This is a genomic window from Haemophilus parainfluenzae (genome assembly GCF_900450995.1).
GTDB classification, from domain to species: Bacteria; Pseudomonadota; Gammaproteobacteria; order Enterobacterales; family Pasteurellaceae; genus Haemophilus_D; species Haemophilus_D parainfluenzae_O.
In genome coordinates this window covers 2,107,758-2,132,136 of record NZ_UGHY01000002.1, presented here as the reverse complement: position 1 = coordinate 2,132,136, position 24,379 = coordinate 2,107,758, and the positions used below count along the sequence as shown (strand labels likewise).

The window sequence follows — 24,379 nt, the reverse complement described above, 5'->3', positions numbered from 1 at the left end:
CGATGAAATACCAAAAATTAGAAAACCAAGAAGCAAACTGGAAATGGATTTATCTCATTCGCAAACATCGCGAAGGAGAAAAAATTACCCGTTATGAAGAAAAAAGCTTAGAAGAAAGTAAAGTTCAAGAATTAATAGCATATCAGAATTATCCTGAAAAAATCGAAGAGTGGATTAAAAATCACCTCTCTCTTGATTTACCCATTAAGCTTGATCAGGCTATCCGAGCAAGACGTAAACGCTTTTTTAATGCAGAAAAACAATCAACGAAGAAAAAATCTATTGATTTAGAATATGGTGTTTGGCTTCGTTTATCTAAATATTCGCGAAAAATGAAAATGACACTTTCTGAAACTATCACTTATATGATTGATGAACGTGAAAGCAAAGCATTATATGAAAGCCAAATGACGGCAATGAAAGCTGGTTTGAAAAATTTGCTCAATAAATAAGATGAAAAAAAGCCAAGGTCGAAACCTTGGCTTTTGATTATGCTAAATAGAGAAGATTTTGAAACGTTTTAGCGTTTCGCCTATTCCGCAATCGGAATAATTTTTGTGGCGTGAGATCCTTTGTCGCCGTGAATCACTTCAAACTGTACACGCTGCCCAGCTTTCAATGAACGGTAACCATCCATTTCAATCGCTGAATAATGTGCAAAAATGTCTGTATCCACGCCTTCTGCAGAAATAAACCCAAATCCTTTTGCGTTGTTAAACCATTTTACTACACCAATTTCCATAGTAGACCTCTATAGGCTTCGCCCTTAATACTTAAAAACAATAAGACTCATGCCTTATCACCTCAATTGGAAATATATTCAAACATTTTATTTTTTTATGCAACAACGAAACTTTAAAAATGATACATTGATCACAAAATTTTTACTTATTTATTATCGGAAGTCTCTTTATCATCTTTTTGATGAATTTCACGTAATGCTTTTGCCACAATTTGAATGGCTTCACCGCTACTAATTCCTTGCGCCATTAATTCCTGAATTTGTTCTACTGCTTTTTGTTGTTGTTCATGGGTTAAATTAATATCTAACATTATTTCTTCTCGTTAAATTGACCAATTAAATAATTCCATCACACGCTTCCATTGTTCATCTAAACCAGCCTTAATTTCTATTTTGGTAAAATGAATAGGATGTTCAAAAATAAGTGTATCTGAGTGTAAAAATAAACGCTGACAGCCAGAATATTCTGTTAAAGCACGATTTTGATGCAAATCACCATATTGTGTATCACCTAAAATAGGATGAAAGATATGCTTCATGTGACGTCGTAACTGGTGTTTTCTGCCCGTTTGAGGAACTAACCTCACCAATGAATATCTCGCGGTTTGATAACGCCCTACCGCATAAGACATTTCCACAATTTTTAAGCCTTCATAATCCGTCACCGCCTCTTGAGGCGCTTTATCTTCTTGCGCAAATTTATCCGCGATCTTATCTAATTGGATTTTAAGGGGATAATCAATCCGTCCTTCGCCTTGCAAATACCCTCGCACAATCGCTAAATAAGATTTTTGCACCGTTTTCTGTTCAAATTGCTGACACATTAAATTTGCTATTTCACTATTTAAGGCAAATAGTAATACACCTGATGTAGGGCGATCTAATCGATGAATAGGAAAAACATGCTGCCCGATTTGATCTCGCAAGGTTTGCATCACAAATTGCGTTTCATGAGTATCAAGCCAACTACGATGCACCAACATGCCTGCTGGCTTATTGACGGCTACAAGATATTCATCTTGATATAAAATTTCTAACATTTATTGATTTTGTAATAAGGCTTCTAATTCACGTAATGGTGTTAATAATTCCACTAAAAAATCTTCTTCCGTTTCTTTAAATGCCTCCTCTAAATAAGGCGACACTGCAATTTGTGATGGCAAATCAGCCCCGCTTTCAAGTAAGGCGAACATTCTTGGGATGAAAATCCATTGCAACCACTCTTCTGGCGACATGGTATCAATAGCAAAAGGCTCTTGGCTTAAAAAAGCTTCTTGTGCAGGAGGCGTGACTTGCCATAAATCAAGCTTTTGCATAGCAAGCTGTAATTGTTGAAGATGAAGTTTTGTTTGATTACGCATAATTTTTCCTATTTATAAATAAGCGGCGTATTCTACGAACATCAAGTAACGCTGTAAAGTGCGGTCAGTTTTAACGGTGAATAATAGAAAAGTCAGGATAGCGTTTATTTTCAATATTATCCTCTAAGACTTGTTCAACACTAGCGGTTCTTGGACCGAATTTTAACCAATTATAAAAATCCTGTAGTTGGTCGTCATTGCCTTCGGCAACGATTTCCACGCTCCCATCCACACAATTTCTTACGGTGCCTTTAATACCTATTCTCTCCGCTTCTTTCCAAGTAAAATAGCGAAACCCGACACCTTGAACTCGACCATAGACGACAAATCGTTTTGCCATGATTTGCTCCTTTATTACAAAAACTTTTTAAAAATTAACCGCACTTTCCTATTCCCATTTTTTAAAATTTATCATAGCATTACAACCATCTAATTTCATTCAAAAATAAAAGGAGTAATTATGAAATTATGTAAGTTTGCTTTAGGTGTTGTCGTGCTTGCTATCAGTACAAGTAGCTTAGCTGGCATGGTCACCGTCTCATCAAATCTTGAGTTTCTTGCTATTAACGGCCAAAAAGCCAGCAAATCCCTTCTAAAAGAAAAAAAATCATTCAATGCGGAAGCAGAACAAACACAACAAGTCGTAGTACGTTTAGGTGAGATCTTAGGTACAGGTTCTAGCCAAGCACTGTTTGAGTCAAATCCAGTTATTGTGACCTTCAAAGGTACAGCTGATGATGTTGTCGTATCTGCAGAAAAAATTCGCTCTCAAGAAGATGGTGAAAAATTTAATGCTCAACCACAAATTACTGTTAAAACAAAATCAGGTAATGTGATTGATGCTAAAGTGGATACCTTAAAACAAGAAGGTTTATTCCCATCAGCAAATATTGTTAATGATCTTGCTGAGTATAATGCATCAAATGCGCCTGCGGCGGTTTCTGCTCTAGCAGCACCTGCAGTTGGTATGATGCCTGCTGCGTCAGGAAAAGCAGCGAAAGGCAAAGTGGTTGTACAAGGTGAAAATGTTGCTGAACAACAATTACAATACTGGTTCCAACAAGCCGATAAAGAAACCCAAACTCGTTTCTTAAACTGGGCGAAAAAACAAAAATAATCGTTTTTTTAGCCGCACTTTGATAAAGAAGTGAGCCTTCCCGCTCACTTTTTTATCATCCAATTTTTAGTCACACAATAAGCAAGGATATCAACATGAACCAATGGCTTAATGCAAAAGTAATCGCTTCAATACCTATTTTTATTGCAGTGAATATTGCAGCGTTTGGCGTCTGGTTTTTTGATATTTCCACGCAATCCATGCCTCTAATTTTGGGTATTATTGCAGGCGGTTTAGTGGATCTAGATAATCGTCTGACTGGACGATTAAAAAATATCTTTTACACATTAATTGCCTTTTCTATTTCAACTTTCATCGTTCAGCTTAATATTGGTCAACCTATCCAATATGTATTGTTGATGACCATCATCACCTTTTTATTTACGATGGTTGGCGCTGTAGGTGAACGTTATCGCACTATTGCATTTGGTACGCTGGTGGTAGCCATTTATACCACTCTCACTTATACACCGGATAATTCTGCAAGTTGGTTTATTAATCCGGTAATGATTTTATTAGGCACTTTGCTCTACAGTATTGTGACCATCATCGTTTACCTTTTTTTCCCTAACCGTCCTGTACAAGAAAGTGTCGCGAAAGCTTTTTGTGCATTAGGTAATTATTTAGATGCCAAATCAGAATTTTTTGATCCTGATGAAATTGATGAAATCGAGAAAAAACACCTCAATTTCGCGATGAAAAATACCAATGTGGTGGATGCCTTTAATCAAGCAAGAACAGCACTTTTCTATCGCATTCGAGGGCAACATCGACATGCTCGAACACAACGTATGATTCGCTATTATTTTGCGGCGCAAGACATTCATGAACGTGCGAATTCCACACATTTTGATTATCAACAAATTGCGGAACAACTCAAAAATACAGATTTAATTTTTCGCATTCAGCGCTTGCTCGAATTACAAGCGCAAGCCTGCCATGATATTACGGCTTGTCTGCGTCAAAATACGCCTTATCACTATAATATTCGTGTAGAAAAAGCCTTGATGGGCACGATTCAATCCCTTGAGCTTTATAGCAAAGAACATACCAATCAAAACAATGTTTTACTTGCCCTTCAAACACTTATCGATAACCTACAAAGCATTAACTGGCAGTTACGTCAGCTTGAGCAAGAAACCACTGAAAATGAGCAAACTGCACAAATTCATACCGAACAAATTACGGGATTAAAAAATATTCTGTCTGTTATTGGAAGTAATTTCACTTTTGAGTCACCACTTTTCCGCCATGCTGTACGTTTGTCTATCGTGGTATTCTTGTGTTGTGCTATTGTTGAATTTTTCCAATTTAATTTGGGTTACTGGATTTTGCTTACAGCGGTCTTTGTTTGTCAACCAAACTATTCCGCAACCAAAGTGCGGTTACGTCAGCGTATTATTGGGACGATTTTAGGGGTAATTATTGGCTCCTTATTGCCATATCTCAACCCAACATTAGAGATGAAACTTGGCTTAATGGTGGTGACCAGTACGCTGTTTTTCTTCTTCCGCAGTAATAATTACAGTTTCTCAACGTTCTTTATTACCTTACAGGTATTGATCAGTTTCGATGTGATGGGATTTGACACACAATCGGCGCTCTTCCCTCGCCTCATTGATACAGTCTTAGGTTCAGCCATTGCATGGTTTGCGGTTTCTTATCTATGGCCGGATTGGAAATATCTCCAACTCGATAAAGTGAGCCGTCAAGCCATTCAAAGTGATGCGCAATATTTCTTACACATTATTAGCCAACTGCAATTTGGTAAAAGCGATAATTTAAAATACCGTATTGCACGCCGTAACGCTCATCAATATGCGGCAGCATTAAGCACAACGCTTTCCAATATGAATAATGAGCCGAAGAAATATCAGGCCTATTTGCAGGAAGGTTTTGACTTGTTAAAAATGAATTATTCCCTATTAAGCTATATTTCTGCTTTAGGGGCATATCGCAATAAAATGGGGCAATTACAACAAACTACCGAGTTTTTGTCAAACTTTTATCCTGTTGCGAAAAAGGTTTTATATACACTGGAAAATATCGAAAAACTTCGTCCTGAAATTTTTGAAAAGCTCAAAAATAGTATTGAACAAAGCCTTAAAAAAATTCAGTGGGATGAAACCCAAGCCAAAAACAATGCGGTCTTTGCATTGCCATACCAGCAACTTAATTTGATTTCTCAATTGCTACCTCTGCTATATCGCTATTTCCAACATAGCCAGGTAGAACCAATGAACAAATAAAAAACAAAGGAAAAACTGACCGCACTACCCCGAATTTTTTATTGTTCTCCAGACGATAAACAGGGATAATACGCCACTTATATAAAATAAATTTAGACGCAATGACACATTATATTCTACTCGTTATCAGTACTGCATTAATCAATAACTTCGTTTTGGTCAAATTCTTAGGACTTTGTCCATTTATGGGTGTGTCCAAAAAGATTGAAACAGCAATTGGTATGGGGCTTGCTACGACATTCGTATTAACCGTGGCATCATTGTGTTCTTATTTAGTCGATAATTATATTTTAATGCCGCTGAATGCCACATTTTTGCGCACGTTAGTCTTCATTTTAGTGATTGCCGTTGTGGTTCAATTTACTGAAATGGTGATCAATAAAACGAGTCCATCACTTTATCGCTTATTAGGGATTTTCTTGCCACTGATTACCACAAACTGTGCAGTTCTCGGTGTGGCATTATTAAATGTCAATTTGGCACACAATTTAACCGAATCTGTCATTTATGGTTTTGGCGCCTCTTTAGGTTTTGCGCTGGTTTTAGTTTTATTTGCAGCATTGCGTGAACGCCTTGTTGCCGCAGATGTACCTATTACGTTTCGTGGCTCGTCTATCGCATTAATTACGGCCGGTTTGATGTCTCTCGCCTTTATGGGCTTCGCCGGATTAGTAAAATGATTTATCTCTTGATGTTTATTACTGTAACAGTGATTTTTCTCGGATTATTTTGGAATAACGCTAAAAAATAATGTTTATCTTAATTTCAGTAACCGTTCTCGCTTTAATTTTTGGTGCGATTTTAGGCTTTGCTTCGATTAAATTAAAAGTTGAAGCCGATCCTATCGTCGAAAAAATTGATGCTATCTTACCGCAAAGCCAATGTGGGCAATGCGGCTATCCTGGCTGCAAACCTTATGCAGAAGCAATTGCCAATGGTGACGTTATCACAAAATGTGTGCCAGGCGGTCGTCCTACGGTAGTAAAAATTGCCGAAATCATGGGCGTTGATGTACCTGCAATGGATGATGTCGCTGAACCAGAAGAAATGGTTGCCTTTATTGATGAAAATATGTGTATTGGCTGTACCAAATGTATTCAAGCTTGCCCTGTTGATGCCATTATCGGCACAAACAAAGCCATGCATACTATTATTCCTGATCTCTGTACTGGCTGTGAACTTTGTGTTGCACCTTGCCCAACAGATTGCATATCCATGATTAAAGTGAAAAAAGATATTGATAATTGGAACTGGAAGTTTGATCCTAAATTAGTCATTCCGGTTGTAAATACCACAGAAATAGAGAAAAAATTAGTGGTTGGGGAGTCGGAATCACATGGCTGATATATTAACAAGATTTAACTCCGGCAAAATTTGGGATTTTAAAGGTGGGATTCATCCTCCGGAAATGAAATCTCAGTCAAACCAATCCCCTATTCAGCAATCAGAACTTGCTCATGATTTTTATGTGCTGGTTAAACAACATGCCGGCACCGCAGGAGATGTATTAGTTAAAGAAGGCGATTATGTCCTAAAAGGCCAACCTTTAACGCAAGGCGATGGCTTAAGAACCTTGCCTGTTCATGCGCCGACTTCTGGTACTGTAAAATTTATCGGAAAACATGTTGCGCCTCATCCTTCTGGTTTAACCGAAGATATGATTCATATTCAAGCAGATGGTTTAGATAAATGGCGTGAGCAATTTCCACTTGAAGAATTTTTTACACAACCGGTAGAGCAACTTATTGATCGTATTTACCAAGCTGGCATTGCCGGCTTAGGTGGTGCGGTATTCCCAACTGCTGCTAAAATCCAATCGGCAGAAAAGAAAGTTAAACTCTTAATTATTAACGGCGCAGAATGTGAACCCTATATTACCTGTGATGACCGCTTAATGCGTGATTACACCGATGAAATGATCGAAGGGATTCGCATCTTACGTTATATCTTACGCCCTGAAAAAGTGGTGATTGCAGTTGAAGACAATAAACCTGAAGCGATTCAGGCTATTCAACAATCACTACATGGTGCAAATGACATTGAATTGCGCGTTATTCCGACTAAATATCCATCAGGCGCAGCCAAACAACTGATTTATTTACTTACAGGTATGGAAGTGCCAAGCGGTGGACGCTCTTACGATATTGGCGTATTAATGCATAATGTCGGCACGGCTTTTGCGATAAAAAGAGCGGTCATTAATGATGAACCGTTAATTGAGCGTGTCGTCACGCTGACTGGTGATAAAATTTCCGAGAAAGGCAACTACTGGGTTCGCTTAGGTACACCAGTTGACCACTTATTGGCACAAGTTGGCTATCAATATGATGAACGCTTCCCTGTTTTCGCAGGCGGACCAATGATGGGATTGCAACTTTCCAATCTTAACGCTCCTGTCACAAAATTGATTAACTGCTTGTTGGCGCCGGATCATTTTGAATATGGTGAACCAGAACCAGAGCAATCTTGTATCCGCTGCTCTGCTTGTTCTGATGCTTGCCCTGTTAATTTAATGCCACAGCAACTTTATTGGTATGCTCGCAGTGAAGATCATCAAAAATCTGAAGAATACAGCTTAAAAGATTGTATTGAATGTGGTGTGTGTGCTTATGTTTGCCCAAGCCATATTCCGCTTATTCAATATTTCCGACAAGAAAAAGCTAAAATTTGGGAAATTAAAGAAAAAGCGAAAAAAGCTGAAGAAGCTAAAATCCGTTTTGAAGCCAAACAAGCTCGTATGGAACGCGAAGAGCAAGAACGTAAAGCGCGTTCACAACGTGCGGCAGAAGTTCGCCGTGAAGAGCTTGCAAAACAAAAAGGTGAAGACCCGGTTAAAGCGGCATTAGAACGCTTAAAAGCAAAACAAGCGGGTTCAGCAGCAAATAAAGAAACAAAAACTATTGTATCTGAGAAAGGTGAAATCTTACCGGATAACCATGAGCTCATGGAGCAACGTAAAGCCCGGCGTCTTGCTAAACAACAAGCACAAGCAGATACAAATACTGTTACAAATGCAACAACGTCACAAACTAACGAAAAAGAGGCGAAGAAAGCAGCGGTTGCTGCAGCTCTAGCAAGAGCAAAAGCGAAAAAAACAGCCGCTCAAGGTGAAACAGTTGCGACAAATGCAACTGAAAGCGCGGTAGAAAAAACAGATGAAAATCCAACCGCACTTGATCCGAAAAAAGCTGCAGTAGCCGCGGCCATTGCGAGAGCCAAAGCTAAGAAAGCTGCCCCTCAAAATGAAGCAGTTACAACAAATGAAATTGAAAGTGCGGTCAAAAAAACAGATGAAAATTCAACCGCACTTGATCCGAAAAAAGCCGCTGTAGCTGCAGCTATTGCGAGAGCTAAAGCTAAGAAAGCTGCCGTTCAAGGTGAAACTGTTGTGATAAATGCAACTGAAAGTACGGTAGAAAAAACAGATGAAAAGCCAACCGCACTTGATCCGAAAAAAGCCGCTATCGCAGCAGCCATAGCAAGAGCTAAAGCAAAAAAAGCGGCGGCTGAAGCTGCCAAAGAAACAAAATAACGCAGGAAAAGATTATGTTTAAGAAAATGGTGAGTTCGCCTCATACCCATTCAGGCAAATTAACCGCCCGTATTATGTTATGGGTGATTGCAGCCATGTTGCCTGCTCTGCTCACACAAATTTATTATTTTGGAATGGGTGTTTTGGTGCAATCCGCCTTGGCTATTTCTTTCGCATTATTGCTTGAGTTTATTGTGACCAAATTGCGTAATAAGCCAAACCTGATCTATATTTCAGATTTTAGTGTGGTGCTTACTGCCTTAATTTTAGCGATGGCGACTCCGCCTTATGCACCTTATTGGGTAATTTTAATTGGTACGCTTTCTGCTGTTATTCTAGGTAAACATGTTTATGGTGGTTTAGGACAAAACCCGTTTAATCCGGCTATGGTGGGTTATGTGGTGCTATTGATTTCTTTCCCTCTACAAATGACAAGTTGGATGCCGCCTATTTCATTATTAAATGAACCCCCAACATTTTCGGATTCGCTTTCTTTAATTTTCACAGGCTTAACCACTGACGGTTTTAGCTTAAGCCAACTCGTCCATTCTATTGATGGAATTACACAAGCGACACCATTAGACAGTGCTAAAATCTTCTATAACTTACATCAAGGCGATGAAAGCGTATTCCATGATTTTGTAAAATTACCGATTTTATTACAAAACGGGACTGACTTTGCTGAAGGTTGGTGGCAGGTTAATCTTGCCTTTATGCTTGGTGGAATTGTATTAATCTTAAAGAAAAAGATTCACTGGCAAATTCCCGTTTCAATGCTCGTGACCTTTGTGACCTTAGCAACAATCACTGCGATGTCAGGCCATCATCATTTAAGTATGATTAGCCAACTCTTTAGCGGCGCCATGATGTTTGGCGCGTTCTTTATTGCGACTGACCCTGTCACAGCTTCTATTACACCTCGTGGTAAGCTTGTATTTGGTACTTTGGTTGGACTATTGGTTTATCTCATTCGTTACTTTGGAAACTACCCTGACGGCGTGGCATTTGCGATTTTATTAAGTAATATTTGTGTGCCACTTATCGACTACTACACCCGTCCTCGCGTAGCTGGGCACTTTGCAAAAGGGAGAAAATAATGGGTATTTTAAAAGTCACCTCCCGTTTTGGTCTTTTATTAGGTTTCATCGCATTGCTTTGTACAGCAGTTTCTGCGGGCATTTATATGCTAACAAAAGATAAAATTGATAAAGCCATGGCTGAACAACAAAAAGCATTATTGCTTCAAGTCATCCCTCAAGCGTATTTCAATAATAACTTGCTTGAAAGCGTTGAAATACCTGAGCAAGATAAACTCAAAGGTGTTCAAAAAGTCTATTTTGCGATCAAAGATCATAAGCCAACAGCCTATGCTTATGAAACGACAGCACCTGATGGCTATTCGGGAAATATCCGTTTATTAGTGGGAATTACACCAAAAGGTGAAGTTTTAGGTGTGCGTGTCATTGAGCATCATGAAACCCCTGGATTAGGCGATAAAATCGAACTTCGTATTTCTGATTGGATTTTAAGTTTTACAAACCAAGTTATCGTACCGGAAAGCCTAAAAGATTGGGCGGTCAAAAAAGATGGCGGTAAATTTGATCAATTTTCCGGAGCAACCATTACGCCGCGCGCGATTGTGAATCAAGTAAAACGCTCTGCTCTCGTGATGCTTGAAAATGAAGCATTACTCAACGAGATGGCAAAAAAATACGCGCAATAGGATATTTATTATGACTGATTTAACCGAAAAAACGACCGCACTTGATAAGCAAAGTGCGCTTAAAAATTCAGAAGAAATAACTCAAACGCCTTCTGTTTGGAAAGAAATCTTTATTCAGGGCGTGTGGAAAAACAACTCAACTCTCGTGCAATTATTAGGACTCTGTCCGCTCTTAGCTGTTTCGAGTACGGCAACAAATGCCTTAGGTTTAGGGCTTGCGACGATGTTGGTTTTAACTTGCACCAATACAGTTGTTTCGCTCTTTCGTAAGCAAATTCCTCATGAAATCCGTATTCCGATTTATGTGATGATTATTGCGACTACCGTAACGGTGGTGCAATTATTAATGAATGCTTATACCTATACACTCTATCAAGCACTCGGGATTTTTATTCCTTTAATCGTAACTAACTGTATCGTCATCGGTCGTGCAGAAGCCTATGCCTCTAAAAATAGTGTAGCACATGCTGCCTGGGATGGTTTTTCAATGGGATTAGGCATGGCATTAAGTATCACCGTATTAGGTGCATTACGTGAAATCTTAGGCCAAGGTACCCTTTTCGAAGGGATTGAAAACTTATTTGGTCAAGGTGCGAAATTCCTTACATTACATATTTATCACGCTGACAGTAGCTTTTTACTCTTTATTCTTCCGCCAGGTGCATTTATTGGATTAGGCATTCTATTAGCAATTAAAAACCGAATTGATATGAAAAAATGAACCAAGCTAAACGAATTGAAATTCTCACTCGACTTAGGGAGCAAAACCCGCATCCCACCACGGAATTAGAGTATAATTCGCCTTTCGAATTACTCATCGCTGTGATCTTATCGGCCCAAGCCACCGATAAAGGTGTCAATAAAGCGACGGCAAAATTATTCCCTGTAGCAAATACTCCACAAGCCATTTTAGATCTTGGCTTAGAGGGGTTAAAAGAATACATTAAAACCATCGGGCTTTATAACAGCAAAGCAGAAAATATTATTAAAACCTGCCGTGATTTAGTTGAGAAACACAACGGCGAAGTACCTGAAAGTCGTGAAGCCTTAGAAGCCCTTGCGGGTGTTGGTAGAAAAACAGCGAATGTGGTATTAAATACCGCTTTCGGCCACCCGACTATTGCAGTGGATACCCATATTTTTCGCGTATGCAACCGCACGAATTTTGCCCCTGGTAAAGATGTGGTAAAAGTAGAAGAAAAACTGCTCAAAGTTGTGCCTAAAGAATTTAAAGTGGATGTACACCACTGGCTTATTTTACACGGGCGCTATACTTGTACCGCACGAAAACCTCGCTGCGGTGCTTGCATTATTGAAGATCTCTGCGAATACAAAGAAAAAACAGAATATTAAACGAATAAAATCAAACGGAATATATTATGACAACAAACAATCAATCTCGCCAAACGTGGTCTAGTCGACTAACTTATGTGCTCACCGTAGCGGGTGCGACAGTTGGCTTTGGGGCAACATGGCGCTTTCCTTATTTAGTGGGTGAAAATGGCGGTGGTGCCTATGTACTCCTCTTTTGTATTGCGATGATTGTGATTGGTATCCCGATGATTTTAGTGGAAAACGTTATCGGACGCCGTTTGCGTGTGAATTCCATTGATGCTTTTGGCGATAAAATCCAAGATAAAGGTAAAAACATCTCCAAATATTGGAAGATTCTCGGCTACATGGGGCTTCTCGGCGCATTTGGTATCATGGCCTATTATATGGTGCTTGGTGGTTGGGTGATGTCTTATATCATCAACCTAATTAATAACACCCTTGATATTTCCGCACCAATTACAAAAGAAGTGGCTAAAGATTTCTACGATTTACATATCAGCAACAGCCCATGGGAAATCATGCTTTACACATTCCTGTTCGTGGTGGTGAATTACATCATTTTAGCGAAAGGTATCATTGGTGGGATTGAACGTTCAGTGAAATACTTAATGCCATTACTCTTTATCTTCCTAATTGGTATGGTAATTCGTAATCTTACCTTACCTGGTGCTATGGAAGGTGTAACTTTCTACTTAAAGCCTGATTTCAGCAAAATCACACCTAAATTATTCATCTTCGTATTAGGGCAAGTATTCTTCGCTTTAAGCCTTGGTTTCGGTGTATTGATTACCCTCTCCAGCTATTTGAACAAGGAAGAAAACCTTATTCAAACAGCCGTTATTACGGGTTTTACTAACACCATCATTGCTGTGTTATGTGGTTTTATGATCTTCCCATCATTATTCACATTCGGCATTGAACCTAACGCAGGGCCAACCTTGGTTTTCCAAAGTTTACCAATTGTATTCTCACATTTATGGGCGGGTAAATTCTTTGCTATCGTGTTCTTCGGTTTATTGCTTATTGCAGCATTAACCACGTCAATTACGATTTACGAAGTCATCATCACCGCATTACAAGAAAAACTCAGAATGCGCCGAGGAAAAGCGATTTTTGTTACCTTAATGGGGATTTTCTTATTAGGTAACGTGCCATCTATTCTAGGTGATAACCTTTGGAAAGATTTCACCATATTCGGTAAAAGCATTTTCGATGCCTTCGATTTCGTCAGCGGAAATATTCTCTTTATGCTGACCGCACTTGGCTGTGCCATTTTCGTTGGTTTCGTGTTAAAAGACGATGCAAAAAAAGAGCTCTCTCCAACACCAAATTCACGCTTCACCACAATTTGGTTTAACTATGTCAAGTTTGTGGTTCCTGTGATTATTTTGGTGATTTTTATTAGTAATATTTAATAAAAAAACCGAGCTATTTAGCTCGGTTTCTTTTTATCTATCCTCTATTTTGCTTCAGCTTGAATTTTTTTCTCTTCAAGTTCTTCCCAACGAAGGAAAGCCGTTTCAAGTTCAGCTTCGGTGTCTGATAATTCCTTAAGCTTAGCATCTGTTACATCATGGGATTGTTGGAAAAAATGAGGATCACCAATTTCAGCTTGAAGTGCGGTAATTTTCTCTTCTAATTCTTCCAATAACTGTGGAAGTTGTTCTAACTCACGTTTTTCTTTGTAAGACAGTTTAACGGATTTTGGCTTTTGAGAAACAACGTCATTTTTGACCGCACTTTCCTGTGCTTTTGGTGCTTCTTTTTTGACTTTTTGAGCTTCTTGCTCTGCTTTCATCGCAAAGTAATTGGCTTGTTGTCCTTTCGCATCAAAGAAACCGCCCACGTATTTATTCAATACGCCGTCACCTTCAAAGAAATAACACTCAGTCGCGACATTATCAATAAACTGACGATCATGGCTGACAATCAATAAGGTGCCTTGATAATCAGTGAGGATTTCTTCCAATAATTCTAAGGTTTCTACATCCAAGTCATTGGTTGGTTCATCGAGAATCAATAGATTATTAGGTTTCAGTAATAATTTAGCCAATAACAAACGGTTACGTTCACCACCTGAAAGTGCTTTTACGGGTGTCATAGCGCGTTTGGGTGGAAATAAGAAATCCTGCAAATAGCCCAAGACATGACGTTTTATGCCATTGACATCTATATCCTGCTTGCCATCGGCAACGTTATCCATCACAGTTTTTTCAGGATCGAGATCGGCACGATATTGATCAAAATAAGCAATATCTAATTTTGTGCCGCAATGAATGCGACCGCTGGTTGGCTTGATTTCACCTAATAAAAGTTTAATAAACGTGGTTTTTCCGCAACCATTTGGGCCAACCAATGCAATTTTATCGCCACGTAAAATAGTCGTGCTGAAATCTTTGAGCAGCTGTTTGCCTTCAATCTCATAGCTTACATCTTCCATTTCAAACACGATTTTGCCTGAACGACTTGAGTTATCTAATTGTAACTTCGCGATCCCCATCACTTCGCGACGTTGGCGACGTTCTTCACGCATGGCTTTTAAAGCGCGCACACGGCCTTCATTACGCGTACGACGCGCTTTAATCCCTTGACGAATCCAAACTTCTTCTTGCGCTAAACGCTTATCAAAAAGGTCATTTTGCAATGCTTCGACACGTAAGCTTTCCTCTTTAGCGGTGAGGTATAAATCATAGTTACCTGGATAAGACACTAATTTCCCGCGATCTAAATCAACAATACGGGTCGCCATTTTGCGGATAAAAGAACGATCGTGGGAAATAAACACAATACTTCCGGTAAATTCTAATAAGAAATTTTCTAACCATTCGATTGCATCCACATCCAAGTGGTTGGTCGGTTCATCTAATAACAAGACATCGGGGTTACACACCAACGCACGAGCAAGAGCGGCTTTACGCAACCAACCACCCGATAAATCGGCTAATTTAGTATCAGGATTTAACTCGAGTTTTTGCAATACTTCATTGATTTTATTTTCAAACTGCCAGCCGTTGGCATGCTCTAATTTTGCTTGCACTTGCGCCAGTTGGTTAAGAATTTGCTCACTGTAATTTTGTGTCAACTCTTGCGAAATATGGTGATATTCCTTTAACAAATCCGCTAAATGCTCAATGCCTTCCGCTACATAATCAAATACATTCCCTTCAGCGTGGCGAGGCGGATCTTGCTCTAAACGTGAAACCACTAAATCTTTTTCATACTGCACCTTGCCGTCATCCATGGTAACTTGCTGTGCAATAATTTTTAATAAAGTCGATTTACCTGCACCGTTACGCCCCACTAAACACACGCGCTCATTGGGTTCAATATGAAGTTCAGCGTGATCAAGTAAGGGATGATCACTAAAAGAAAGATAAGCGTTAGTTAAACTAATTAATGCCACAAAATTGTCCTATAAATTCAAAATATCAATAAAAATAACCGCACTTTAGAGCTGGTGATAAACCTTTAAGGCATAGGCATCTGACATGCCCGCGATATAGTCACAAATAATACGTTTTTTACCCTGCTCCGGTGCGTTTCTCCAACGATTAGCGGTATTCGTTGGCAATAAACGTTCTGGGTCAGACTCAAAAATCTGGAACATTTCCGTGAGAATACGTTGGCCTTTATATTCAATACGTTGCGTTTCGACATGACGAATCACGTATTTCCACACAAACTTTTTAAATACATTTAATGCCGCAATTACATCTTGCGGTAGTTCCGTGTTATAACGTAACAATGGTTCATCAAAATTGCCAGTGACTTTCCAACGCACATGGGTAATAAAGAAATTCACTAATGCCCCAATGGCATTTTTACGCTCAAAATGATGGTTGGAGAATAATCGTTGGCTGACTTGTTCTATATTTTTTGCCAACCAATCTGAATGAATCGTTTTAAGTTCATCCAATGCTTCTTGCCATTGATGTTGATTTACTACACCAGTCACAATCGCATCTTCTAAATCATGCACGCCATATGCAATATCATCCGCCAACTCCATAATGCTGCAATCTAAAGATTTAAATTGTGTTTTTAAAAACTCGGCAGGATTTGACCGCGCTTTTTGAAATGAACCAAACAAAGTGCGGTCATTTTCAGAAAGGTTTTGCAGCAGCCAAGTAAACATTGTGACGTCATCTCGGAACAACCCTTTTCCAGGCTTCCAGTCGCTAATTTTAACATAACGCGGATCAGCGTTTTCAGCATGCGGCAACTGGGCATATTGCGGGGAAGATAAGTCTAAAATATTCGGATATTTCACCACACCTAAAATAGCACGACGCGTTAAATTCATCCCTGCTGTTTCAGTATAAGGCTCGAGTTTAGTAATAATACGAAATGTCTGCGCATTGCCTTCAAAACCACCATGATTCCGCATCATATAATTGAGTGCCACTTCCCCACCATGACCGAACGGTGGATGACCAATATCATGCGCAAAGCACAAACTTTCAATTAAATCATTGCTTGGTAATAAAAGTTTGAGCTGTTTCTGTAATTCACTTTTTTCGATATGAAGCATGTCTGAAATAGCAACATAACTTTCCGCAAATTTTAATTGGGAAACCAGGCTGCTACCGATTTGTGCTACTTCAAGGGAATGAGTTAAACGAGTGCGATAAAAATCATTTTCGCCCACAGCATGAATCTGTGTTTTGGCTTGCAAACAACGGAAAGCGGCGGAATGTAAAATCCGCCCGCGATCACGACGAAATGGCGGTCGGTGATCTTTTTCGCGAGGCGGATCAGGAAGGAAACGTTCAGTCCAAAAATCAGCTAATTGGGTTCTCATAAAAATAGATGAATAATATGGAATACTAAGGGCGCTAAAATTGAGCTCATAATACCGCAAAGTACCAAAGAAATCGAACTATAACTACCGGCTTTCGGATCGGCTTCCATACAGCTTACCGTGCCTAATGCGTGAGAAACGGCACCAACAGATAAACCTACAGCTTCTTGTTGTTTAATACCAATCTTTTTCAAGATGAGATAACCAAAAACTGAACCTTGCAATCCCGCTACGACTACGCCTACCGCAGTCACTGCAGGAATACCGCCTAAATGTGAAGACACTTCCATCGCAATTGGCGTGGTAATTGATTTCGGTAATACGGTTGCTACCATTTCAGGACTCGCCCCTAAAATAATCGCAAAAATAGCACCGGTAAACATGGAAAACAGAGAAGCTAATGTCACCACAGAAAGAATAATTTTCCACTGTTTCGCAATTTGACGAAGTTGTTCATACAACGGTAACGCCAGAGCAACAATACTCACCCCTAATAAATTATTAATCGGCGCATTGCCCGCCATATAATCATCATAAGGAATATCGCCCACCACTAAAATCAGCACAAGGATTGATACTGTGAGCACAAAAGTATTGAAAATCATAGATTTCCAGCGTTTACTAATTTGCAACGCAAGCCAAAATCCGAAAATCGTTAAAATGGTATAAAGATAAATTGCATACTGCATAATAAAACCTTAGTCAGCTTGAAGATTGCGTTTTTCTAATACTTTTTTACGTTTATGAGCAAAGGATTGTTTGTAAAATAAATAATTCCCAAGAAATGCGATAATAAAGAGTGTCAGGAATGTACTGAGAATATTTGGAATGAGTAAAATTTTCCATTGAGCAACAAGTAAATCATAATATTTGATAATGCCCACGCTCACTGGTACAAAAAGTACCGCCATGTAGCGAATCAACAAGCTAGAACCAAAATAAATCCATTCCAAGCGAATAATACGAGTGGTTAATCCGATAAAAAGTATCAATAATCCCCAGATGCTTCCAGGAATTCCAACGGGTACATACTGCGAAATCAAATTGCCGAGTAGCAACATAATGTATAAAATCACGAGCGAGCGAACAAGTTGAACGCCTTTTTGGAGTAACATATTTCCTCTATCAACTTTTTTAATAATGATTCAAATTTATTTTACGCTTTTTTTGCTCAAATTACTCACTCTTTTTAGTTGATTTTTCCGATATAGATCAAAGAAATTTAAAATGATTAAGAAATTCTTTTTATTTTTAACCTTAATATTGACCGCACTTTGGTGTCAATTTTCAGTCGCTACTGAACGCAAAATGGCGTGTTGGATCGTTGGTGTCAGTGATGGTGACACCCTGACTTGTCTCTTCCCCACTAAAAAACAATTCAAAGTACGATTACAAGAAATTGATGCTCCAGAAAAAGGCCAACCGTTTGGAAAGAAAGCCAAACAATATCTTTCACAGCTTGTTTTCAAACAAAATGTGACGTTGTCTGTTTCTGGTTATAATCGCTACCAACGTATTTTGGCAACGGTTTATCTACAAGAACAAAATATCAACTTAGAAATGGTGAAAAACGGCATGGCGTGGGTTTATCCGCAATATGCTAAAAATCCAATCTACTTCCAGGCACAAGATTTTGCCCAACAACAAAAAATTGGATTATGGCGAGATCCCACTCCTATTGCCCCTTATGAATGGCGTAAACAGAAAAAAACACTTAAACACGGAGATAACCATGGCTTTTGATTACCAATCATTTCAAAATGAATTCCCTTATTTTAAATCGCCAAATGCTGTGGTTTATTTGGATAATGCAGCGACGGCATTAAAACCTCAAGCGCTCATTGATGCAACGACTACTTTTTATCAATCAGCGGGCTCCGTGCATCGTAGTCAGTATGAAGCGGCACAAACAGCACAATATGAAAACGCTCGTCACTTGGTAAAAACTTTCATTAATGCGGAAGACGAAAAAGCTGTCATTTGGACTTCTGGAACGACACATGGTATTAATTTAGTCGCCAACGGTTTACTCCCCTCTTTTCATGCGGATGATGAGCTTTTAATTAGCCAAGCAGACCATCATGCAAATTATGTCACTTGGCATGAAACAGCGAAAAAATGCGGAGCGAAAATTCAAGTACTGCCAATTTTGGATAATTGGTTAATTGATGAAAATGCCTTAATTAAAGCCTTAAATGAGAAAACCAAATTAGTGGCACTCAATTTTGTCTCCAACGTAACGGGAACGGAACAACATATCCAGTATTTAATTCGAGTAATCCGTCAACATAGCAATGCACTCGTTTTAGTAGATGCCGCCCAAGCTATTAGCCATATACAAATTGATTTACAGGCATTAGATGCGGATTTTATCGCCTTTTCTGCACACAAAATTTATGGACCAAACGGCATTGGTGTATTAAGCGGAAAATTAAGCTCGCTTTCCCTGCTACAACCACTTTTTTACGGTGGAAAAATGATTGAGCGCGTATCCCATGAATATATTACCTTTGCCGATTTACCTTATCGATTAGAAGCCGGTACACCAAATATTGCGGGCGTGATTAGCTTTGGTGTAGTGCTAGATTGGCTCAAAAAATGGGATTTTCAGGCTGCCGAGGCGCATGCCGTTGAGCTTGCCGAGCAAAGTAAAGTGCGGTTAAAAAACTATCCAAATTGTCGCTTATTCAATTCACCGCAGCCAAGTTCAGTGGTTTGTTTTGTTTTTGATGGTATTGCGGCATCCGATCTTGCTACGCTCCTGAGCGAACAAAAAATTGCGTTGCGTGTTGGCGAACATTGTGCCCAACCTTACTTAGCCCGTCTTGGTGAGCGTACTACATTAAGACTTTCTTTTGCGCCTTACAATAGCCCACAAGATGTGGATGCTTTTTTTGCGGCATTAGATAAATCCTTAGAGTTATTAGCATGCTAGAAAACATTAAACAGGCAAAAAATTGGGAAGATCGTTACCGTTTCATTATTCAAGCCAGTAAGCATCTTCCTCAACCCTCTCTAGATGAATTAGCTCAAATGCAATCGATTCAAGGCTGCGAAGCAGGGCTTTGGTTTAAGACCATTCCACAAAATGACGGCACGTTTCAATTTCAAGCTTACAGCGAAGCGCGCATTATGAATGGTTTGTTATGGTTGTTGTTGCAAAATATCAATGGCCAAACCAGCAACCAATTACAACAATTTAATATTCGTCAATTTTTTGATGAACTTGGTATTGCCTCTCGCTTAAGTGAAACTCGCTTGAACGGTTTAAAGCAAATTCAAGAAATCTTACACAATCTGTAACTATGTATCTGATCGAACCCTTTTTTAAATTAGGCACCTTAGAAAATGATATCGGCCAACAAAGCCGTTTGCTCAATGCAGTCATCGACCAATGGCGTTATAACGGACAAATTATCGGCCGTGAAATCCCGCTTTATTTAACGGAAGAAGATGGCGAACAAGGTTTTGCGATGCGTGTCATTTGCCCTGAGCAAGATAGCCTTTTACCCGAGAATAATAACCAAACTGTGAATCTGGCGATGGAAAATGCTGAAAAGTGCGGTCTACATTTTCAAGGTTTTCAAATTATTGCCGATGATTTAAATGCAGACAGCACTGCAGAATGTAGCCAACCAGCATGGCAGATTCTCTATACTACACATTTGCAATCTTGCTCCCCCTTGCATAGCGGAGAAGATTTTTCTCCAATTCCACTTTATAAACAGCTAAAAAAACAACCGCACTTAAGCCAAGATTTGATTAAATGGCAGGAAAATTGGCAGGCTTGCGATCAGATTCAAATGAACGGTTCGGCTTTAGAAAAAGAATCGTTAAGCGAAATCTCTGAAGTTAATAGTACGCTCAGCAAACATGGACGCTACCTTGCTGCTGAAATTGAAAAAGAAAGCGGCATACCGACCTATTATTATTTATACCGTGTCGGTGGCCATTCTTTAAAATCGGAACAGCAACGCTGTTGCCCGCAATGTGGTGGTAATTGGGCATTAGAAACACCACTATTTGATGTGATTTACTTTAAATGCGACCAATGTCGATTAGTCTCGAATGTGTCGTGGAATTTTTTATAACGCTTTCATCATTTAGGAAAACAAATGAACTATCAAGATAAAAGTCTTCAATCTTTAAAACTCGGTCAAGCAACAACATATGCTACGAATTATGACTGCACTTTGTTACAACCCGTGCCTCGTAAACTCAATCGTGATGGCTTAGGCATTACCAAACAACAGCCTTTTACCCAAGGCGCTGATATTTGGACAGCCTATGAAATTTCTTGGTTAAATCCAAAAGGTTTGCCGCAAGTCGCCATTGCTGATGTGGAAATTGATTATCGCAGTGAAAATTTAATTGAATCAAAAAGCTTTAAACTCTATTTAAACAGCTTTAACCAAAGTAAATTTGCTGATTTTGCTAGCGTAGAGCGCACTATGCGAGAAGATCTAAGTGCTTGTGCTCAAGGAGAGGTCAAGGTACGTTTACATCCATTATCCCACTATCAAGAACAAAGTATTGATACTTTAACGGGCGATTGTATTGACGAACAGGATATCGAAATCCACAGCTACGAATTTAATGCAAACATCTTGCAAAATTGTACGTCCGATAATGTGGCGGAAGAAACCTTAGTAAGTCATTTATTGAAATCTAACTGTCTTATCACCAGTCAGCCCGATTGGGGAACCGTGCAAATTCATTATGTGGGTAAACAAATTGATCGCGAAAAACTTCTCCGCTACATTGTGTCTTTCCGTCAACATAATGAGTTTCACGAGCAATGTGTCGAGCGTATTTTCTGTGACTTGATGCATTACGCCAAACCAGAAAAACTCACCGTCTATGCGCGTTATACACGCCGTGGTGGATTGGATATCAATCCATTCCGTTCTAACTTTGAGGCAATTCCACAAAATTTACGCTTGGCAAGACAATAAATCACAAAACAAAAGTGTGGTGAAAATCAACCGCACTTTTATTTTATACATGTCGTAGATCATGCGCTTGTTGTAATAACTGACGACTTTCCTGCAAGAATTGATCTGAATACTCCCCAAACCATTCCCTCACCTGATGGAAAGCATCAATAAACCCTTGGCGATCGCCTTTTTCAAAAAATTGTAACGCTTCTTCATACGCTTGCTTCAAGCTTTCAATCACGTCTAAATTTTCTGGCTTATCCATAATAATATCGGCATAAAGTGCCGCATCCTGGGCAAATAGACGACCAATCATGGCTAATTCCAAACGATAAATCGGGGAAGATAATGCCAATAAATTACTTAAATTGACTGGTTGTTTGGAAAGATGCAGACCATTCGCGAAGGTGGAAAAGTGACGTAATGCTTGAATGTACGTCATATTGTGATCATGCTCCGCTGCATCAATTTGATAAATTTTTGCACCCCAGATTTGAATTTGCTCTAGCAACCATTCATAACGCTCACTAAAACGCCCATCACAACGCACAACCACTTGTTTTGCCATGCTAGCAATATCGGGACCAAACATTGGATGCAACCCAACCACTGCCCCTTTATGCACGTCTAACATTTTAGCTAATGGAATACGTTTCACGGAGGTAAGATCCGCCAGTAGCATATTTTCGGTTAAGTGTGGCTTTAGACGTTCAATTGTTTCTAACGTGTGATCAATCGGCACTGAGACTATAACAACATCCGCATTCGTTAAAATGTGTTCTGCTACATCCCAATCATCTCGGTCTAAAATAGAAATAGGATAACCAGAGGCACGTAAATAACGTGCAAATAATTGCCCTATTTTTCCGTAGCCACCGACGATAACAATTTTGTTAATGGCTGGATTCAGAGTTTTAAAACCAAATTGATTTTCATTGGAATAAGATTCACGCATGAAACGACGTAGCACATCTTCAATAAGCTGAGGGGAAATCCCCGCTTTAGCCGCCTCTTCTCGGCGTGCTTGTAACATGGCTAACTCACGTTCTGGCGCATAAATTGGCAAGCCTTTTTCGTGCTTTACTTCGCCTACTTGGCTTACTAATTCGAGACGTTTAGCAAAAAGTTGAATCAGTTCACGATCGAGCGCATCAATTTCCTGACGTAAATGGTTAAGTGCATCCATAATTCACCTGTAATATCTTATTTACATGATTGCAATTAAAAGGTCACAGGTAAGATTACTGGAATTAAAAAAGAAAGGCAAACAGTTAGAGAGATTGCGTAATCAAGCGTTGTGGACGAATCACATTGTTATCATCGACAAGTGCTACGCCTAAAAAGATATTCTCGTCAGAAAACAACCGCACTTGACCATGTAATTTTGCTTCATTAGCAAATTTGACTCGTTGTCCAAAGCCGATACCTTTACTTTGCTCGGCATTTAGCTGTAATGCGGGTAATTTACTGACTGCTGTATCTGTCGGTAAAAGATGTTGATCAAGTTGTGCAAGATCTCCTTGCTCTGCAAGCGCCTGCAAAGCATCCCATGTCATCATCTTTTCTGTTGGATAATCCGCAACCGCAGTTCGACGTAACACTGTCACATGAGCGCCACAACCTAACACTTCACCTAAATCATCCACTAATGTGCGGATATAGGTTCCTTTAGAACAATGCACTTCTAAGGTTAGAAAAGGTGCTTGATACTCGATAAAGTTTAGCTCAAAAATCGTGATAGGACGAGCTTCACGTTCTACTGTAATGCCTGCGCGAGCATACTCATACAACGGTTTCCCATTGTGCTTTAATGCAGAAAACATGGTCGGCACTTGCAAAATATCACCACGAAATTGTTCAAGTGCGGTCAAAATTTGTGATGTTTCCACATTGACTGAGCGAGTTTCTACCACTTGCCCCTCAGCATCAGAGGTATCCGTACGTTCACCTAGTTTTGCTGTAACCACATAGCGTTTATCCGCATCTAACAAAAATTGTGAAAACTTTGTGGCTTCACCTAAACAAATGGGCAGCATACCGGTTGCTAATGGATCGAGCGCACCAGTATGCCCTGCTTTATTCGCTTGGAATACGCGTTTAACTTTTTGCATAATGTCATTAGACGACATGCCTTGTGGCTTATCTAATAAAAATACACCATCAATATCACGTCCACGCTTGCGAGGTCTCGACATTAGTCATTTTCCTCAACGTGTTTTTTCTCGTCTTCACGTACCACGTTTGTCACTAAATTAGACATACGCATCCCTTCAACTAAGGATTGATCGTAGAAGAAGCGAATTTCTGGCACAATGCGTAAACGCATTGCTTTACCCACTAATGAACGAATATAAGGTGCCGCTTTTTCTAACCCTTTCATGCCTTGCGCAATCGCCACTTCATCATGATCAAACAAAAATGTGACAAACACTTTTGCATAAGCTAAATCGCTTGATACTTCCACATCTGACACGGTTACCATGCCAATACGGGGATCTTTTACTTCACGTTGTAAAATGATGGCGATTTCTTTTTGTAATTCTTGTGCAACACGATCGCTGCGTTTAAATTCTCTTGCCATA

The 24,379-nt window shown here is 39.4% G+C and carries 28 protein-coding genes; 16 read left to right on the top strand and 12 right to left on the bottom strand.

All coding sequences use genetic code 11. The features are described from left to right. The first annotated feature begins 2 nt into the window (after positions 1-2). A complete protein-coding gene (gene matP, locus DX522_RS10790; protein ID WP_049363602.1) occupies positions 3-452 on the top strand; it encodes a macrodomain Ter protein MatP in 450 nt (149 codons plus the stop codon). Between the two features lie 80 nt (positions 453-532). Here the strand turns inward: matP and cspD are convergent, their stop codons facing one another. The 5 genes from cspD to DX522_RS10765 all read right to left on the bottom strand — a co-directional run bounded on the left by cspD (position 533) and on the right by DX522_RS10765 (position 2,443). Next, a complete protein-coding gene (cspD, locus tag DX522_RS10785) occupies positions 533-742 on the bottom strand; it encodes a cold shock domain-containing protein CspD (protein WP_005696050.1) in 210 nt (69 codons plus the stop codon). Between the two features lie 146 nt (positions 743-888). Beyond that, entirely contained in the window at positions 889-1,053 is a 165-nt protein-coding gene (locus DX522_RS10780) for a YoaH family protein (protein ID WP_049363599.1), read from the bottom strand. Between the two features lie 12 nt (positions 1,054-1,065). Next, a complete protein-coding gene (truC, locus tag DX522_RS10775; RefSeq protein ID WP_115180793.1) occupies positions 1,066-1,782 on the bottom strand; it encodes a tRNA pseudouridine(65) synthase TruC in 717 nt (238 codons plus the stop codon). Beyond that, positions 1,783-2,103, bottom strand: coding sequence for a YqcC family protein (locus tag DX522_RS10770; RefSeq protein ID WP_115180792.1), 321 nt, complete (start codon positions 2,101-2,103; stop codon positions 1,783-1,785). It lies immediately after the preceding gene. 70 nt (positions 2,104-2,173) lie between these two features. After that, a complete protein-coding gene (locus DX522_RS10765; protein WP_115180791.1) occupies positions 2,174-2,443 on the bottom strand; it encodes an acylphosphatase in 270 nt (89 codons plus the stop codon). Positions 2,444-2,563: 120 nt separating this feature from the next. On the opposite strand from DX522_RS10765, the gene DX522_RS10760 reads away from it, so the two are divergent. From DX522_RS10760 to DX522_RS10715, 10 genes are all read left to right on the top strand, one after another. Then, on the top strand, positions 2,564-3,220 hold the full coding sequence (locus tag DX522_RS10760; RefSeq protein ID WP_115180790.1) for a curli polymerization inhibitor CsgI-related protein: 657 nt from the start codon (positions 2,564-2,566) through the stop codon (positions 3,218-3,220). A 95-nt stretch (positions 3,221-3,315) separates the two neighbouring features. After that, positions 3,316-5,469: a YccS family putative transporter gene (gene yccS / locus DX522_RS10755; RefSeq protein WP_115180789.1), complete on the top strand. Its 2,154-nt coding sequence runs from the start codon at positions 3,316-3,318 to the stop codon at positions 5,467-5,469. Between the two features lie 101 nt (positions 5,470-5,570). Further along, a complete protein-coding gene (gene rsxA / locus DX522_RS10750; RefSeq protein ID WP_049363585.1) occupies positions 5,571-6,149 on the top strand; it encodes an electron transport complex subunit RsxA in 579 nt (192 codons plus the stop codon). Positions 6,150-6,219: 70 nt separating this feature from the next. Beyond that, complete coding sequence (rsxB, locus tag DX522_RS10745) at positions 6,220-6,813, top strand: electron transport complex subunit RsxB (RefSeq protein WP_065243252.1); 594 nt, start codon at positions 6,220-6,222, stop codon at positions 6,811-6,813. Next, a complete protein-coding gene (gene rsxC / locus DX522_RS10740; RefSeq protein ID WP_115180788.1) occupies positions 6,806-9,001 on the top strand; it encodes an electron transport complex subunit RsxC in 2,196 nt (731 codons plus the stop codon). Before rsxB ends, rsxC begins: the two co-directional genes overlap by 8 nt. Positions 9,002-9,015: 14 nt before the next feature. Beyond that, positions 9,016-10,098, top strand: coding sequence for an electron transport complex subunit RsxD (gene rsxD / locus DX522_RS10735; RefSeq protein WP_115180787.1), 1,083 nt, complete (start codon positions 9,016-9,018; stop codon positions 10,096-10,098). Beyond that, positions 10,098-10,724, top strand: a complete 627-nt coding sequence (gene rsxG / locus DX522_RS10730; protein ID WP_115180786.1) for an electron transport complex subunit RsxG — start codon at positions 10,098-10,100, stop codon at positions 10,722-10,724. Before rsxD ends, rsxG begins: the two co-directional genes overlap by 1 nt. Positions 10,725-10,734: 10 nt before the next feature. After that, complete coding sequence (locus tag DX522_RS10725; RefSeq protein WP_115180785.1) at positions 10,735-11,445, top strand: electron transport complex subunit E; 711 nt, start codon at positions 10,735-10,737, stop codon at positions 11,443-11,445. Then, complete coding sequence (gene nth, locus DX522_RS10720) at positions 11,442-12,077, top strand: endonuclease III (protein WP_005696036.1); 636 nt, start codon at positions 11,442-11,444, stop codon at positions 12,075-12,077. Before DX522_RS10725 ends, nth begins: the two co-directional genes overlap by 4 nt. A gap of 26 nt (positions 12,078-12,103) precedes the next feature. Then, entirely contained in the window at positions 12,104-13,474 is a 1,371-nt protein-coding gene (locus DX522_RS10715; RefSeq protein ID WP_115180784.1) for a sodium-dependent transporter, read from the top strand. 44 nt (positions 13,475-13,518) lie between these two features. On the opposite strand, the gene DX522_RS10710 is transcribed toward DX522_RS10715, so the two are convergent. From DX522_RS10710 to DX522_RS10695, 4 genes are read right to left on the bottom strand one after another with little or no spacing between them, the layout of a single operon-like run. Then, the gene (locus tag DX522_RS10710) at positions 13,519-15,462 is read right to left on the bottom strand and encodes an ABC transporter ATP-binding protein (protein ID WP_115180783.1); all 1,944 of its coding nucleotides are present in this window, start codon (positions 15,460-15,462) and stop codon (positions 13,519-13,521) included. A 45-nt stretch (positions 15,463-15,507) separates the two neighbouring features. Continuing rightward, the gene (locus DX522_RS10705; RefSeq protein ID WP_115180782.1) at positions 15,508-16,860 is read right to left on the bottom strand and encodes an anti-phage deoxyguanosine triphosphatase; all 1,353 of its coding nucleotides are present in this window, start codon (positions 16,858-16,860) and stop codon (positions 15,508-15,510) included. Beyond that, positions 16,857-17,552: a CidB/LrgB family autolysis modulator gene (locus DX522_RS10700; RefSeq protein ID WP_115180781.1), complete on the bottom strand. Its 696-nt coding sequence runs from the start codon at positions 17,550-17,552 to the stop codon at positions 16,857-16,859. Before DX522_RS10700 ends, DX522_RS10705 begins: the two co-directional genes overlap by 4 nt. Before the next feature lie 6 nt (positions 17,553-17,558). Further along, complete coding sequence (locus tag DX522_RS10695) at positions 17,559-17,975, bottom strand: CidA/LrgA family protein (RefSeq protein WP_049374530.1); 417 nt, start codon at positions 17,973-17,975, stop codon at positions 17,559-17,561. 112 nt (positions 17,976-18,087) lie between these two features. Between DX522_RS10695 and DX522_RS10690 the strand changes: the two genes are divergently transcribed. The 5 genes from DX522_RS10690 to queF are packed head-to-tail and all read left to right on the top strand — an operon-like array spanning position 18,088 to position 21,815. Further along, a complete protein-coding gene (locus DX522_RS10690) occupies positions 18,088-18,603 on the top strand; it encodes a thermonuclease family protein (RefSeq protein ID WP_115180780.1) in 516 nt (171 codons plus the stop codon). Further along, positions 18,593-19,795, top strand: a complete 1,203-nt coding sequence (locus tag DX522_RS10685; protein ID WP_115180779.1) for a cysteine desulfurase — start codon at positions 18,593-18,595, stop codon at positions 19,793-19,795. Before DX522_RS10690 ends, DX522_RS10685 begins: the two co-directional genes overlap by 11 nt. Beyond that, complete coding sequence (locus tag DX522_RS10680; protein WP_115180778.1) at positions 19,789-20,163, top strand: SufE family protein; 375 nt, start codon at positions 19,789-19,791, stop codon at positions 20,161-20,163. The genes DX522_RS10685 and DX522_RS10680 overlap by 7 nt, the downstream gene beginning before the upstream one ends. Before the next feature lie 2 nt (positions 20,164-20,165). Continuing rightward, positions 20,166-20,951, top strand: coding sequence for a Zn-ribbon-containing protein (locus DX522_RS10675; RefSeq protein ID WP_115180777.1), 786 nt, complete (start codon positions 20,166-20,168; stop codon positions 20,949-20,951). Positions 20,952-20,975: 24 nt separating this feature from the next. Next, complete coding sequence (gene queF, locus DX522_RS10670; protein WP_115180776.1) at positions 20,976-21,815, top strand: NADPH-dependent 7-cyano-7-deazaguanine reductase QueF; 840 nt, start codon at positions 20,976-20,978, stop codon at positions 21,813-21,815. A 43-nt stretch (positions 21,816-21,858) separates the two neighbouring features. Here the strand turns inward: queF and tyrA are convergent, their stop codons facing one another. The 3 genes from tyrA to rbfA all read right to left on the bottom strand — a co-directional run bounded on the left by tyrA (position 21,859) and on the right by rbfA (position 24,378). Then, complete coding sequence (gene tyrA / locus DX522_RS10665) at positions 21,859-22,983, bottom strand: bifunctional chorismate mutase/prephenate dehydrogenase (RefSeq protein WP_115180775.1); 1,125 nt, start codon at positions 22,981-22,983, stop codon at positions 21,859-21,861. Positions 22,984-23,068: 85 nt separating this feature from the next. Next, on the bottom strand, positions 23,069-23,992 hold the full coding sequence (gene truB, locus DX522_RS10660) for a tRNA pseudouridine(55) synthase TruB (RefSeq protein ID WP_115180774.1): 924 nt from the start codon (positions 23,990-23,992) through the stop codon (positions 23,069-23,071). Further along, on the bottom strand, positions 23,992-24,378 hold the full coding sequence (gene rbfA / locus DX522_RS10655; protein WP_005696020.1) for a 30S ribosome-binding factor RbfA: 387 nt from the start codon (positions 24,376-24,378) through the stop codon (positions 23,992-23,994). Before rbfA ends, truB begins: the two co-directional genes overlap by 1 nt. Position 24,379 lies beyond the last annotated feature (1 nt).